This window comes from Flavobacterium daejeonense DSM 17708, from assembly GCF_000425425.1.
GTDB lineage: Bacteria > Bacteroidota > Bacteroidia > Flavobacteriales > Flavobacteriaceae > Flavobacterium > Flavobacterium daejeonense.
Genome location: NZ_AUDK01000038.1, coordinates 1 through 15,107, shown reverse-complemented (window position 1 = coordinate 15,107; position 15,107 = coordinate 1). Strand labels below are relative to the sequence as shown.

The 15,107-nt window shown below is 34.6% G+C and carries 11 protein-coding genes, 2 tRNA genes and 1 pseudogene; 9 read left to right on the top strand and 5 right to left on the bottom strand.

The window, feature by feature from the left end; genetic code table 11:
* A pseudogene (locus tag H599_RS21490) lies at nucleotides 1-119 on the top strand (IS91 family transposase); the annotation flags it as partial.
* Between the two features lie 225 nt (nucleotides 120-344).
* Here H599_RS21490 and H599_RS0117435 read toward each other — a convergent pair.
* Both H599_RS0117435 and H599_RS20040 read right to left on the bottom strand, forming a co-directional pair.
* Nucleotides 345-959, bottom strand: coding sequence for a hypothetical protein (locus H599_RS0117435; protein ID WP_155960820.1), 615 nt, complete (start codon nucleotides 957-959; stop codon nucleotides 345-347).
* 125 nt (nucleotides 960-1,084) lie between these two features.
* Entirely contained in the window at nucleotides 1,085-2,002 is a 918-nt protein-coding gene (locus H599_RS20040) for a tyrosine-type recombinase/integrase (protein ID WP_211253763.1), read from the bottom strand.
* 446 nt (nucleotides 2,003-2,448) lie between these two features.
* Between H599_RS20040 and H599_RS0117425 the strand changes: the two genes are divergently transcribed.
* Nucleotides 2,449-2,694: a hypothetical protein gene (locus H599_RS0117425; protein ID WP_026715304.1), complete on the top strand. Its 246-nt coding sequence runs from the start codon at nucleotides 2,449-2,451 to the stop codon at nucleotides 2,692-2,694.
* Between the two features lie 57 nt (nucleotides 2,695-2,751).
* Here the strand turns inward: H599_RS0117425 and mgrA are convergent, their stop codons facing one another.
* Nucleotides 2,752-3,741: an L-glyceraldehyde 3-phosphate reductase gene (mgrA, locus tag H599_RS0117420; protein ID WP_026715303.1), complete on the bottom strand. Its 990-nt coding sequence runs from the start codon at nucleotides 3,739-3,741 to the stop codon at nucleotides 2,752-2,754.
* A 265-nt stretch (nucleotides 3,742-4,006) separates the two neighbouring features.
* On the opposite strand from mgrA, the gene H599_RS0117415 reads away from it, so the two are divergent.
* From H599_RS0117415 to H599_RS0117400, 4 genes are all read left to right on the top strand, one after another.
* Nucleotides 4,007-4,591, top strand: a complete 585-nt coding sequence (locus tag H599_RS0117415) for an RNA polymerase sigma factor (protein WP_035141877.1) — start codon at nucleotides 4,007-4,009, stop codon at nucleotides 4,589-4,591.
* A 103-nt stretch (nucleotides 4,592-4,694) separates the two neighbouring features.
* Nucleotides 4,695-5,846 carry a FecR family protein gene (locus H599_RS0117410; RefSeq protein WP_026715301.1) on the top strand — a complete coding sequence of 384 codons (1,152 nt, stop codon included), beginning with the start codon at nucleotides 4,695-4,697 and terminating at the stop codon, nucleotides 5,844-5,846.
* A gap of 151 nt (nucleotides 5,847-5,997) precedes the next feature.
* A complete protein-coding gene (locus H599_RS0117405) occupies nucleotides 5,998-9,357 on the top strand; it encodes a SusC/RagA family TonB-linked outer membrane protein (protein ID WP_162174275.1) in 3,360 nt (1,119 codons plus the stop codon).
* Between the two features lie 10 nt (nucleotides 9,358-9,367).
* The gene (locus H599_RS0117400; RefSeq protein ID WP_026715299.1) at nucleotides 9,368-11,272 is read left to right on the top strand and encodes a RagB/SusD family nutrient uptake outer membrane protein; all 1,905 of its coding nucleotides are present in this window, start codon (nucleotides 9,368-9,370) and stop codon (nucleotides 11,270-11,272) included.
* Nucleotides 11,273-11,748: 476 nt separating this feature from the next.
* Here H599_RS0117400 and H599_RS0117395 read toward each other — a convergent pair.
* Both H599_RS0117395 and H599_RS0117390 read right to left on the bottom strand, forming a co-directional pair.
* Nucleotides 11,749-11,821 (bottom strand) — tRNA-Met (locus H599_RS0117395).
* 34 nt (nucleotides 11,822-11,855) lie between these two features.
* Nucleotides 11,856-11,928, bottom strand: a tRNA-Met gene (locus H599_RS0117390).
* 118 nt (nucleotides 11,929-12,046) lie between these two features.
* On the opposite strand from H599_RS0117390, the gene era reads away from it, so the two are divergent.
* The 3 genes from era to H599_RS0117375 all read left to right on the top strand — a co-directional run bounded on the left by era (nucleotide 12,047) and on the right by H599_RS0117375 (nucleotide 15,029).
* Complete coding sequence (gene era, locus H599_RS0117385) at nucleotides 12,047-12,934, top strand: GTPase Era (protein WP_035141872.1); 888 nt, start codon at nucleotides 12,047-12,049, stop codon at nucleotides 12,932-12,934.
* Nucleotides 12,935-13,248: 314 nt separating this feature from the next.
* Nucleotides 13,249-14,559 (top strand): ribosome biogenesis GTPase Der, encoded by a 1,311-nt coding sequence (der, locus tag H599_RS0117380; RefSeq protein WP_026715297.1) that lies wholly within the window; start codon nucleotides 13,249-13,251, stop codon nucleotides 14,557-14,559.
* A gap of 266 nt (nucleotides 14,560-14,825) precedes the next feature.
* Nucleotides 14,826-15,029, top strand: a complete 204-nt coding sequence (locus H599_RS0117375) for a hypothetical protein (RefSeq protein WP_026715296.1) — start codon at nucleotides 14,826-14,828, stop codon at nucleotides 15,027-15,029.
* The last annotated feature ends 78 nt before the right edge of the window (nucleotides 15,030-15,107 follow it).

Below are 15,107 nucleotides of genomic sequence, written 5' to 3'. Positions count from 1 at the left end.
TGCCTAAATGTCCCTGTTGTAAAATAGGCAATTTACACCGAATAGCGGTTTTTGACCAGCGCGGTCCGCCTGCTTGGTATCTTGGCAGTAGCCAAAATTCCAGTCCCTATGAAAGTTAATTTTATGGGTAAGGGAACTTGTGTCCATAAGTGAAGGAAAACACGCCAAAAAACCACCCCAAATACACCACAAAAAAAAGAGGACACTTAATACTCTTGCTATTCTCTCTCAAAACTTTTCGATAAATCCATAGTGCTGGCGGAATTTCAGCGGTTCCGTTCAACACGAGTTTCATTGTTCGGCTTACAGCCGCAACGAAACTCTAGCTGTTGTGCGTAGTGCTTCTATAAATTTTCTACAAAACATTCAAAAAAAGGTTTCTCTCGATGAATATATTGTAATTGTTCTTTGTTATTGGTAAAATCAGTAATTGATTTATGAGGTACTATTTCATTATCCTTTGAAAGATAGACTCCGCTAATAATATTAGTAACATTTTTAAAATCATAATCATTTGGCAGGTCAAAGAATTCCATATTCCAAGATGTTCCAAAGCTAAGCTTTCTTTTGTCATTAAATTCGGCAACAAAAGCAGTCCAACTCATAGCAGTTTCTCCATGGATTTGTTTAGCCACGTTTGGAGGAATAGCAAATCGACTTTCTTGAACATTTGCTATGTCGTAAATATTTACACAGTTTCCTTTAGTGACAAAAGTCTTTACAATTTCTCTGTAACCTAAACCTTTAGTTTTACTCGCAAAGATACTTTTTCCCGACTGCTCTTCTTTGAATCGTCGTATAGCTAATTCAATCAGTTTTTGTGGATTTCTAAATATAACACAAGGTAAAAACGTTCCGTCTTTTAGAGTGACTGAAGCGCAAAATCCAAGACCATAAATATTGTCTTGAATTGGTTCAATATTTCCTTTTAAAAATTTGATGATTTCTATTTCGGTCATGTTTTTCATAGCATTACGCACAACTTGTATATAGGCGAAACAAACCTTCGCCAATCTACCCAATTTTGGGTGTATATGCGAAGGTTTGTTTCGCTTTTTTGTTTTTCAAATATATTAATTTTTTCTTACAAATCATCAAAAGGACTTTTTATTTGCTGAATGCTTTTGGTACTTACGTGTGTGTATATTTCGGTGGTTTTGCTGCTATTATGTCCTAATAATTCTTGAATGTATCTCAAATCGGTTCCACTTTCTAATAAATGTGTCGCAAAACTGTGTCGCAACCAATGCAATGTCGCAGGTTTTGTAATTCCTGTTTTTTGTAAGGCTTGTTTCAATATGAGTTGCAAACTTCTGACGTCATAAGGTTGTCCCTTTATTTGTCCTTCAAATAAGTATGTTGTAGGTTGGTGTACTTTATAGTATTCTCTTAACATTTCTAAAATTTTTGGCGATAATGGAGCAATGCGGTCTTTTTTTCCTTTGGCGTTTTTGAGTAAAACTAGGTTTCTTTTGGAGTCGATATGAACGGGTTCGAGTGCCAATAATTCGCCACAGCGCAAACCGCAACTATAAATCAGCGAAAGCATCGTTTTGTGTTTGATGTTGCTGTGGGCATTCAAAATCAATTTTATTTCTTCTTTGCTCAGAACGTTTGGTAAAACTTTAGCTCGTTTTGGTCGGTGTATTTTATCAACTTCAATTTTCGTATCTTGAATAGTTTTAAAATAAAGTTTGATTGCATTAGTTATTTGATTTTGATAGGAAGCTGAAAGATTATTTTTCAAAATATAATCGTTATTATAGATAATCACATCTTCGTTTGTAATTTCAGAAATTGGTTTTTCTCTATAAAATACTAAAAATGATTTTAAAGCCTCGCAATAGGTAGTAATAGTGCTTTCGCTATAACGTTTGGAACGCATCCATTGTTGGAATTTTTCTATTTGTACTATTGCTTCTTCCGAAGGAATGGTATGTGATAATGGTATTATTTTAAAACGGATTCTGTTTTCTTCGGTATCCGGAATATGCCAGGCCATAAGTGTCTGACTCCATCTGGCACCGTCAATTTTTTTAATGCGTGCAATTAAATCAGCATTCTTTTGAAAATAAACTGCAATTCTATTTTCTCTATTGTGTTTGATAATTTTGGCGGATCATTTCATAATGAATTGATTTAATGATTTAAAGATAAGGGATTTCAATTTCAATAAGAAAAAAAGGATAATTTTAAATAGGACGGCTATGTGAAGTCACCTTCGCATTCGTACCCTCTACACTCAGTTTATAAAAGTCTTTAAAACAAAAAAAGAATTAAAAATATACTGTATAAATTTTTCTGTTTTTTAGAAAATTTAGTCTTTGATAATCTGGCTAGCACTAGCTTACTTAGAAAATGTTTTTAACTAATTGAATATGAGTTCTTTTGTGTTTTGTTTTGTTGTAAAATTTCATATATTTGAAATACTTAAAAAAATAAATCACTATGGATGAGTCAGTTACTATAACAGAAGAAGACTTGCAAACACGCTCCTCCTATTTGTGTAAAATTGCAAGCGAGAAAAAGTTTAGTTTTGGTTGGGAAGATATGGAAAGCTACTTTGAGCTGTTCATTGAAGAAGAGTCGGGATTGCGGATTTTTGATGAAATTGTATTAGCCAGTGGTGTACCAACCTTAGAAAGGACACATCGGTTTTATGACATTATCGAAAATGAACTGGATAAATACTAGTTTTTTTGCAGCTACAAAAAGAAAACGAGCCATAAAGATTGTTTATGGCTCGTTTTTTTATTTTAAAATTTGATTGATGGTATCCAGTTCTTCTATACTGAAAATAATGTTATCCAGAGCTTTGATGGAATCGGTAATTTGTTCCGGTTTGCTGGAACCAATTAAGACAGAGGTGATTCGCTCGTCGCGCAAGAGCCAGGCGAGTGCCATTTGAGCTAATTTTTGTCCTCTTTGCTGCGCAATTTTATTGAGGGCAATGATTTTTTCCAGTCTTTCAGGAGTAATGTGGTCGGCTTTCAGGAATTGTCCGCTGGTGGCTACTCTGGAATCGGCAGGGATTCCGTTCAAATATTTGTCGGTTAATAATCCCTGTGCCAAAGGTGAAAACGGAATGCAACCCACTTGTTCTTTGCCTAGTAAATCCAAAAGTCCGTCTTCAACCCAGCGTTCAAACATCGAATATTTAGGTTGGTGAATCAGGCAGGGCGTTCCCATTTCTTTTAATAATTGAATGGCTTTTGCAGCTTCTGCCGGACGGTAATTGGAGATACCTACATATAAAGCTTTTCCTTGTTGAACAATTAAATTCAAAGCTGCCATGGTTTCTTCCAAAGGGGTTTCGGGATCCGGACGGTGGTGGTAAAAAATATCCACATAGTCTAAATCCATTCTTTTCAAACTTTGATCCAAACTGGAAACCAAGTATTTTTTAGAACCCCAATCACCATAAGGACCGTCCCACATGGTGTAACCCGCTTTGGAGGAAATAATCATTTCGTCGCGGTAGTTTTTAAAATCTAATTTTAAAATTCGTCCCATGCATTCTTCCGCTGACCCCGGAGGCGGACCATAATTGTTAGCTAAATCAAAATGGGTGATGCCATTATCAAAAGCCGTTTTTATCAGGTTTCTGCTGTTTTCAAAATCGCTGTTCAGTCCGAAGTTGTGCCATAGCCCTAATGAAAAAGCAGAAAGTTTCAATCCGGAGTTACCACATCGGCGGTATTCCATGTTTTCGTATCGGTTGGCTGCCGGGATATAGGTCATTTTTTATTGGTTTTATAAAGTGATTACGAAAATAGTGTATTATTTGTTATTAATGACAAGAATTTCTACGCTTTGATAGTATTGAATGCAAAGAAAGAATAGCCTGGTTGACAGCGAATTTTTTTAGAAATCATATTTTGGGTTTTTGGTTAAGGAATGTATTTTTCAGATAATAAATAATTCTGTTAAAATTTTAAGATATTCTAAAATCAATTATTTATTTTTGATTGAAACCAACGAACCATATAACACTAAGTGTATTTTAATGACTTCAGAAAAGGAATATATTGATTGGGAGCTTGTTGAGAGACTTCAGAATAGTGAAGAAGAAGCTTTAACAAAAATCTATAACAAGTACTGGGAGGTCATGTATTTAGCAGCCTACAATCTTGTTAAAGACCAGTCGGTTTGCGAGGATATTGTTCAGGAAGTCTTTATTTCCTTATGGCAAAGAAGGGAAAAGTTGCAGATAAAAGCGTCCTTAAAAAGTTATTTATATACCAGTACGGTGTATAAGGTGTATGACCATTTTAATAAAAATAAGAAAATGGCAACGGATGAGTTGTTTGATGATTTTGAGAATAAAATAGAAACTTCTAATCCGGAAACCCGATTAATGCATCAGGAATTAATAGGTCATTTAGATGCTGTTATTGAAACTTTGCCCGATAAATGTCGGGAAGTTTATAAGCTCAGCAGAGAAAACATGCTATCCAATAAAGAAATTGCTGAACAGTTAAATATTTCCCAACGCACCGTTGAAGGACATATTTCTAAAGCCCTGAAAATTTTAAAAGAATCGCTCGGAGTAGCGGTTAGTATTGAGTTTGTTTGCTTTTTTTTAAGATAAAAAAAAGGATATGTGAAAAAAAAGTAAATTTTTTTACTAATTGAGCAGGTGTGAAACGTTTTTTTGGAGACTTAGTTATATAGGCACATAAAAAAACGGATCAATGAATGTAAATCCACAACAATATATTTCGGAATTAGTAGCGAAACTTTTGGATGGTTCGATAACCAAAAATGAGTTTGATAAGCTATTACGTTTCTTTTTAAATAATCAGGAAATTGAAAACTGGCCTGATTATTTGGGTTCAAAAGAAGAAGTGAAAGAACGAATCCGTGAAAAAATCCGATTAGGATTGAATTTTGAAAATCAAAAGCCGGTTAAAGTCATTCCGTTCTACAGAAAATCTTTCTTTAAATATGCTGTTGCAGCCTCATTCGTGCTGTTGGTTACTTTTACTACGCTTTTTAAGGAGCAGAAACAGCATGTTGTTCCGGAAATAATTTCTCATAAAATTGAAATTGGTACCGATAAAGCTACTTTGACGTTAGAAGACGGTACAAATGTTATTTTGGGAAATGGAAAAACCTATGCGGATAAAAACCTAAATAGTACAGGCAGGGAATTGTTGTATAAAGAATCAGGAGTTGCTTTGGGTAAAGTAACTTATAACTATTTAACCGTACCCAGAGGAGGGCAGTATTATCTTAAATTGTCCGACGGAACTCAGGTTTGGTTAAATTCCGAATCACAACTGAAATTTCCGACAAGTTTTATAGAAGGAAAAACCAGAGTAGTTGAATTAGTGTATGGAGAAGCTTATTTTGATGTGTCGCCAAGTACTCAAAACAACGGTTCTCATTTTAAGGTTTTTACTAAAAAACAAGTTGTTGAAGTTTTAGGAACGCAGTTTAATATCAAAGCATATAAAGACGAAGCTGCTATTTACACCACATTGGTAGAAGGGAAAGTAATGGTGACTTCAAGGGAGAATGTTGAAAAAATGTTACCGGGTCAGCAATTAATTTGTGATGTTAAGTCACAGGCTTTGACTTTTCATCAGACTGATGTGAGCAATGAAGTTTCATGGAAAAGAGGTGTCTTTAGTTTTGAGAGAAAGTCTTTGAAAGAGATTATGACTGTTTTGTCCCGTTGGTATGATTTTAAAGTAATTTTTACCAAACCCGAAATAGAGAAAAAGGAATTTGTGGGGGTTTTAGGGAGAAATCAAAAAATCGAAGAGATTTTAAATACACTTAAGGAATTTGGAAATATAAAAGATTATGAAATAAAAGATAAAACTATCATTTTAAAATAAAAGAGGAACGAAGTTTTGAAATTTGGCCGTCTCATACTTCGTCCTCTCTACCAGAGTATTAATTAATAATTAACCAACACATTGCAAATTTATGGAAATTAAGTTTACTAACCCCGCTTTCCATCACAGGAGACGATTTTTAAAAATCATTATGAGAACATTTATCCTATTATTGTGCTCGACGGCATTTGGATTTTCGCCCATTACTACTTTTTCGCAGGAAAAGATAGTTATAGAGGCAAATAAAAAAGTAACTGTAGATGAGGTTTTTAAGATTATTAAAAATCAAACGCATTACCACTTTTTGTATCCGGCAGATATTTTTGTTGGAGCTCCGAAAATTCAATTATTAAAAGGAGAAATTGATCTTAGCAATCTATTAAATCAGAGTCTTTCATTGAATAATCTTGATTTTGAGTTGTCTGATAATAATACTATTGTTATCAAAAGGGATGAGACATCGACAAATAATAAATTCTTACAACAGGAAATTGAAATAAAGGGAGTTGTAAAAGATGCTAACAATATGCCTATTCCGGGTGTAAATGTTATGATAAAAGGGACGAATACCTATACTCAAACCGATTTTGACGGGAATTACACTATTACACTAAAAGGAAATAATGTTTTAGTTTTCTCTTTTGTAGGGTATGTTCCTCAGGAAGTTACAGTGGTAAAATCGACTACTATTAATATTATTTTGAAAGAAAATATATCTCAATTAGAAGATGTAGTGGTAATTGGATATGGTACTGTTAAAAAACGCGATTTAACCGGAGCTGTTTCTTCAGTAAAAGGAGATGATATTAAAATGGCACCAGTTACAAGTCCTATAGAGGCCATTCAGGGACGTGTAGCAGGATTGGATATTTCCCGTAATGCCGGAAATACCAGCGGAAAAGTTAATATCTTATTAAGAGGAAATCGTTCTTTGACGGCTAGTAGCGAACCGATTTATATTATCGACGGAATTCAGGGAAATATTAATAATTTGAATCCAAATGATATTGCTTCTATTGATGTCTTGAAAGATGCTTCCTCAACTGCTATTTATGGTTCGGCAGGTGCTAACGGAGTTATTATTATTACCACAAAAACGGCCAAAGAAGGTAGAGTTCAAATAGATTTTGATTCTTATGTAAGTGTTAATAGTAATCCGTCTTTTCCAAGTGCTTTACAAGGAGATGCCTGGTTAAAGTATTTAGAAGAAGGATATCAGGCTACTTATGGAGCTCCTTCAGCTAACAGAGATGCTTTGTTAGGAGGATGGAATTTATCAACCACACGTTTGAATCCATATTTAGATAATGGTAAATATGTGAATTGGGTAGATAAAACCTTTCAAACAGGAATTCAGACAAATAATACCTTGTCTATTCGTGGTGGAAATGAAAAAGTTAAAGCGAGCTTGTCTTTAGGACATAATAGAACGGAAGGTGTTTATCAGGGCGACAATGTAAACGTTTACACAATGCGAAGCGACTTGAGTATTCAGGCGGCTAAATGGGCTAAATTCGGATTGACTTCAGGGATTATTTTTAGAGATCAAAATAATAACAGAAGCCGTGTAAACAAAGCATTTGGAATGGTTCCGCTTGGAGATGTGTATGATGAAAATGGGAACATTAATCAATTTCCTGTAGAAGGAGAGCCGGGAATTGTAAGTGTACTTGCTAATAATATTCCGGGAACTTTATCTAATAGTACAAAGTCGATTAATGTAACAGCTAATCCTTATGCTGAATTTAATTTAGCTAAAGATTTAAGCTTTAAATCAATTTTAGGAATTTCTGTTTCCAATAGTCGTAACGGAATTTTTAATAGTGACCATACTTATTTAATGTTAACCGGTAGTGAAAATGCGATTAGAAATGCGCAGTATAATACTTCTTTGAATTACACCTATTATTGGGAAAATATTTTGAATCATAAGTTGCATATTGGTGAAGATCATAAGTTAGAAACTACTTTGATTACTTCTTATTTTAATAGTCAAAGTGAATCTTCTTTTGCTTATAGTGAGGGCTTTCTTTATGACGGTTTTTCGTTTTATAATTTAGATGCCGGAGTTAATAAACAGGTGAGTAGTGATTTTAGTGAGCTTAAGCGTTTGTCTTTTGCAGGAAGACTAAATTATAGTTTTAAAGACAGGTATTTTTTAACGGGATCTGTTAGATATGACGGGGTATCGCAATTGGCCGAAAAATGGGATGTGTTTCCTGCCGGAGCTTTTGCCTGGAGAATTTCTGATGAAAATTTTATGACTAATGTTAATTGGTTAAATGAGTTGAAATTACGTGTAGGTTATGGAGTTTCGGGTAACTCAAATATAAATGCGTATGCTACCAAATCAGAGACTACTAATGGAAATGATGTTTTGAACCTGGGAGGAGGACAAGTGTTGACTTCTGTACCTACACGAGTAGTGGGGAATGATCTTCTTGGTTGGGAAAAATCATACAATGCTAATATTGGATTGGATTTTGGATTTATGAATAATCGTATTAACGGATCTTTAGAGTTTTATAATACAGATACAAAAGATGTTATTTATTCAAGATCTCTGCCTTCAACTCTTGGAAGTTTTAGTCCAAAACAATTATATGTGCAAAATGGTAATATTGCCAAAATGAATAATAAAGGGGTGGAGTTAACTTTGAATACAGTAAATGTTAAAAAAGGAGATTTTCAGTGGAGTTCCACTTTAACTTTTGCCAGAAATAAAGAGCAGGTTAAAGCAGTTAATTTAGGGCCAAATGTGAATTTAGATGATTTGATTTCATTAGGATTATTTGTTGGTTCTCCTAAAGATGTTTTTTATGATTATAAGAAAGTTGGAATTTGGCAGTTAGGAGAAGAGGCTGATGCCGCTGTTTTTGGTTTGCAACCGGGTGATGTGAAAATTCAAACCGATTTAACTAAAAAAGCTGATGGTGTTTGGGTTGGATTAGATAGTTCCGGTAATGAAGTAGAGTATACAGCGACTAATAAATATGCAATTAGTCTGGCTAAGGATAGAAAAATTTTAGGACATGCTGCGCCTTCCTGGACCGGAGGTTTGTTAAATACATTTAAATATAAAAATTTCGATTTAAGTGTTTTTGCTACAGCGCGTTGGGGGCAAATGATTGATGGGCAGTTGTTAGGTTATTTTGGTTATAGTAGAGTAAATATTTTGGATAATTATAATTATTGGACACCAACTAATCCTACGAATGATTTTCCAAGACCATACGCAGCTGCTCGAACTACAACTTCTCCTTCTGTAGCAGGGCTTAATTATGTAGATGGATCTTTTGTTAAGATTAAAAATATTACATTAGGATACAGAATGCCGGAAAGTGTTACTAAAGCTATTGGAGCTGCAAACTTTAGAGTTTATGGTACAGTTTATAATTCGTTTGTTTTTGCCAAAAGTCATTTGCTAAAAGGAATTGATCCCGAAACTCAAGCTTCAGATTCTTTCCCATTGTACAAACAGTTGGTTTTTGGTTTAAATCTATCATTTTAAATTTTTACAGATGAAAAAAATATTGAATATAAAAAATACAGCACTAGCCATTGTTTTAGTGTTTTTTGCGGCAGCTTGTAATTTGGATGAAACCAATTATTCAACAGCCGATACTGAAATTGCATATCAATCGCCGGAAGGTTTTGAAAGTTTAGTTAATTATGGATATGATGCTTTGTATTATTTCTATGGGAAATTAGACGGAATTGGTCCTCAGGAAATGGGAACTGATTTATGGTGGGCAGAATCGTATTTGGCTGGTTTTGTAAAATACGGAAGTGATTTGTCAACAACGCAAGGGCAAAATCAGGTGTTTTGGCAAGGATTCTATGCGACAATTAATTATGCTAATTTAGCTATTTATTATGCTGATAAAGTTGTGGGTTATACTCAGGCGGAAAGAGAAGCTAAAGTAGCAGAGGCTTATTTTTTAAGAGGGTGGAGTTATTTGCAATTGGTTGAACAATATGGAGCAGTTGTATTGCGTACTTTGCCTTCTACAGTAAATACCGAAGCGGAGAATTTCCCGGTTCGTAGTAGTGAAGAAAAAATCTATGAATTGATTTTGAGTGATTTGGAATTTGCAGCTGCTCATCTTCCGGTTAGTCAGGGTGCAGAAAAAGGACGAGCTTCTAAAAAAGCAGCGTTGGGAATGTTAGCTAAAGCTTATTTGCAAAGAACCCGTTTAGGAGACGAGGCTTTGTATGCTGGAAAAGCTTTAGTGACAGCTAAGGAATTAATTGATAATCAGTCTTCTTATGGATGTGGACTTTGGACCAGTACAGCAACTGAATCTGGCTACAAACAATTATGGGATGGATCAAATAATAAAAACAATAAAGAGTTTTTGTTTTTAGAATCTAATGATGAGGTTAACTTCTTAAATCCGGAATCAAGTAACCGTGGTCGTACCCGTCAATATTATTTAATGGATTTAAAAACCATCGGTGCTGAATGGGGAACTACAGAAAAAAACTGTGCCTGGTACGGTAGGGCAAATGACAGAGGTTTGAAACCAACAAAATATCTTTTGACTGAAATTTTTGAACCGGTAAAAAATCCTGCCGATACCCGTTTTGAAGAAACGTTCTTCACAGAATATTATAATTCCAGATGGGCTGATTATACCATTACACAAAATATGGTTACTAAATATGGTAAAAATCAGTCTTTGGTAGGGCATGTAATTAAAAATACGGCTGGAACTTATACTGCGGGTCAGGTATTTTATGATGGAAGAACAAACTTTTATGGTGTAAATGCATCTGGAAATGTAAATATGGTGGATAATGATATGGATGGTTATCTGGATGGAATTTCAGTATTTACTCCAAATTATGAAATGACGGATGCTGAGAAAAAGGATTTGCCATTTTTGGTTGTAACGCCTAAGGAGCAATTTGAAACGAATAATAAATGGGTTACAGCTGCAAGCGGAACTTTAGGAAGTGCTTATAAAGATTGTTATCCTTCTTTTAGAAAATTCTCTTCTATTCAATGGATTTATAACAATCAAAGATGGTTAGGGGATGTGCCAATTCTTCGTTTAGGAGATGTTTATTTAATTGCGGCCGAGGCAGCGCTTCGTGAAAATAATGACCAAACGACTGCAGCGACTTATATAAATACGCTTCGTAAGCGTGCGGCAGTTACAAGTCGTGAAAATGAAATGGTGGTTGCTCCAAGTGCAGTAACTCTGGATTTTATTTTAAAAGAAAGAGCTCGTGAATTAGCTGGAGAACAAGTGCGTTGGGAAGATTTAAAACGTTTTGGTAAATTAAATAATGCTTATTTAAATGTTACCAATCCTGATATCACCGGATTTGTTGACGGTAAAAATATAGTGAGACCTATTCCTCAGGCATTCTTAGATGCAATTGGTAATGCACAAGAGTTTGGCTCAAATGGATATTAAAAATTAGTGTGTTCAAATTAGTTTGGTTTTTGAAAAATTACCCACCAAGATATTTATACTTTTGGTGAGGTAATTTTTCTTTTTTAAATAAAGAGGAATTTCTTTTTAATAGTTGAGTATTTGACTTTTCTAAAGGAGTCAAAAGTTTTTGTTTAGATAAAAAAGAAAAGTGTAGCAATAAAAAAAGCTTCCTAGAAATGGGAAGCTTTTTTAATAATGAGAACAGTCATATTTCAAATCGTCGGAATCGAGAAGAGCCTGTGATTTTTGAAATATGCTTTTTGATTTGTAATTGGTGTTTTGTTTTTTTATTTTTTAAAGAGAAAATCTAGATGTGTATTTTTTCAAAATTTTGTATACCGATATGTATACTTATTTTAAAAAATAAATAGTGCAAGTAGGCTAGTAAAAATAGGAGAGAGTCTAGTTTTTGAATTCCATAAAAAAAGCCTCATATTTCTATGAAGCTTTCTTAGTAGCGGGAACAGGACTCGAACCTGTGACCTTCGGGTTATGAGCCCGACGAGCTGCCTACTGCTCTATCCCGCGATGTGCGTTTTGTAATCTCAATAAGGCTACCTAGTAGCGGGAACAGGACTCGAACCTGTGACCTTCGGGTTATGAGCCCGACGAGCTGCCTACTGCTCTATCCCGCGATGTTTCGGGTGCAAAGATACGATTAAATTCCACATTTCCAATGCTAAATTTTAAAAAATCTTTTTATTTCGTCTATTGGCTTGATATGACTACCTTTGCAGCATTAAATTAAATAGAATGACAGCACATAAAGCAGGTTTTGTAAATATTATAGGGAATCCAAACGTTGGGAAATCAACTTTGATGAATGCATTTGTGGGAGAGCGATTGTCTATTATTACTTCTAAAGCGCAAACAACCCGTCACAGAATTCTGGGAATTGTAAATGGGGAAGACTTTCAAATGGTCTTGTCTGATACTCCCGGAATCATTAAGCCGGCGTACGAAATGCAGGAATCGATGATGGATTTTGTGAAATCGGCTTTTGAAGATGCCGATGTGTTGATTTATATGGTTGAAATAGGGGAGCAGGAACTCAAAGACGAAGCTTTCTTTAATAAAATTATACATTCTAAAATTCCGGTTTTATTGTTGTTGAATAAAATCGATAATTCCAATCAGGAACAATTAGAAACACAGGTTTCTTTTTGGAAAGAAAAAGTACCTAATGCCGAAATTTATCCAATTTCTGCTTTGCAAAATTTTAATGTGCCGGAAGTTTTTGACCGCATTATTTCTTTATTGCCGGATTCACCGCCTTATTACCCCAAAGATCAGTTGACCGATAAACCGGAACGTTTTTTTGTGAATGAAATCATTCGTGAAAAAATCTTATTGAATTACAGTAAGGAGATTCCTTACGCTGTGGAAATTGTAACGGAAGAATTTATTGAAACCGACAATATCATCCGAATCCGTTCGGTAATTATGGTGGAGCGCGATACGCAAAAAGGAATTATCATTGGACACAAAGGAGCTGCTTTGAAAAAAGTAGGAGTCGAAGCACGTGAAGATTTAGAGAAATTCTTTGGTAAACAAATTCATATCGAAATGTATGTGAAGGTGAATAAAAACTGGAGAAGTAATGCTAATATGCTGAAACGCTTTGGGTATAATCAAAAATAGTTGATTGGGTTATTCGGTGATTTGTTTATGTGAATGACTGTTGAATCAAGGAATGTCTAGCCCAGATGGAAACGGCATCTTTTTATTTTTTCTTTAAAACATAAAAGATTGTGGTGTCCCGATAGCTATCGGGAAGCTGGAATAGCTCTTAAAAAACATAAAAGCTTAGGGACTTAGAAACTTAGTGACTTAGCCACTTTTTTAACTACCTTTGCAAAAAATTAAAAATACAGTATTTTGGATTTATAATACAAATAAGATTTTGGGAATCTGAAATCTAAGGTCTAAAATCTGAAATAAAAAAAAATAAAGAAATGAACAACATTGTTGCCATTGTAGGAAGACCAAACGTAGGGAAATCGACCCTTTTTAACCGATTAATACAAAGAAGAGAAGCAATTGTAGATTCGGTTTCGGGAGTTACCCGCGACAGAAACTATGGGAAAAGTGAATGGAACGGAAAAGAATTTTCGGTGATTGATACGGGAGGTTATGTACGTGGTTCGGAAGACGTTTTTGAAGGTGAAATTCGCAAACAGGTTGAGTTAGCTATTGACGAAGCTGATGTAATCATTTTTGTGGTGGATGTGGAAGAAGGGATTACACCTATGGATGAAACGGTAGCGAAGTTGTTGCGTAAAGTGACCAAGCCGGTTTTATTAGCCGTAAACAAGGTAGATAACGCCATGCGTGAAAAAGACGCTGTAGAATTTTACAACCTTGGTTTAGGTGATTATTACACTTTTGCCAGCATTTCAGGAAGTGGAACAGGAGATTTATTGGATGCTTTGATTGAAGCATTTCCTGATAAACCGGAAGTGGTTACAGAAGAAAAAGTATTGCCTCGTTTTGCGGTTGTAGGACGGCCTAATGCCGGAAAGTCAAGTTTTATCAATGCCTTAATTGGTAAAGACCGATTTATGGTAACGGACATTGCAGGAACTACCCGAGATGCCATTGATACCAAATTTGACCGTTTTGGTTTCGAATTTAACTTAGTAGATACAGCCGGAATTCGTCGTAAGGCAAAGGTTAAGGAAGATTTAGAATTCTATTCGGTAATGCGTTCGGTACGTGCCATTGAACATGCCGATATTTGTATTTTGGTGATTGATGCAACGCGTGGATTTGAAAGTCAGGATCAGAATATTTTTTGGCTGGCTGTAAAAAACCGAAAAGGAGTGGTGATTTTGGTAAACAAATGGGATTTGGTCGAAAAAGATACGATGTCAACTCGTGATTATGCCGAGAAAATCAAAAAAGAGTTATTGCCATTTACCGATGTGCCTATTCTTTTTGTGTCGGCATTGACCAAACAACGTTTGTTGAAAGCGTTGGAAGCTTCCGTTCAGGTGTTTGAAAACAGAACGCAAAGAATTCCAACTTCTAAATTCAACGAATTCATGTTGAAAGTAATTGAGGCTTATCCGCCGCCGGCAACCAAAGGAAAGTATGTGAAAATTAAATATTGCATGCAATTGCCATCGCCAACACCTCAGTTCGTGTTTTTTGCCAACTTGCCACAGTATGTTAAAGAGCCCTACAAGCGTTATTTAGAAAATAAAATCAGAGAAAATTGGGACTTTGAAGGAGTGCCAATTGATATTTATATTAGAGAGAAATAATACTAAAAACCATTTCATTATTACGAGGTGGTTTTTTTGTTGTACAGCTAGTAAAGCTCAAGATTAGATTCTTGGGCTTTTTTTGTTTTGACGCTGTCCGATTAACAGATTTATTTGTTGTTTGTAGATTTATGTTTTTAAGAATATTATTATATTTGAGAAAATAAAACTATTATAATGGCACAAAGTCATCTATATTTAGATAGATTGAAGTCGTTTTATAGTGTCTATATACTATTTAGCGGTAAGCAACAAAAAATACTGAAATGGAAGAATACAAATACAATGATTTTACATATAAGAAAAACGAAAATTCAAAAGTGGAAATTCAACATAATATTGAAAAACCAAAATATATTTTCAAATTTTATGCTTTAAATGAATTTAGTATTGATGCCTTCACAAACAGTTATTTTTACGCTTCACATCCTTATGACTTAAATGATTACTTAGATAGTTATCCCTTATAAAACAAATAACTACCTGATTGTTATTTTATTACTATAAAATTTAGCTAGAAAGAGATGGTAATAATTGCCGAAAAAGGT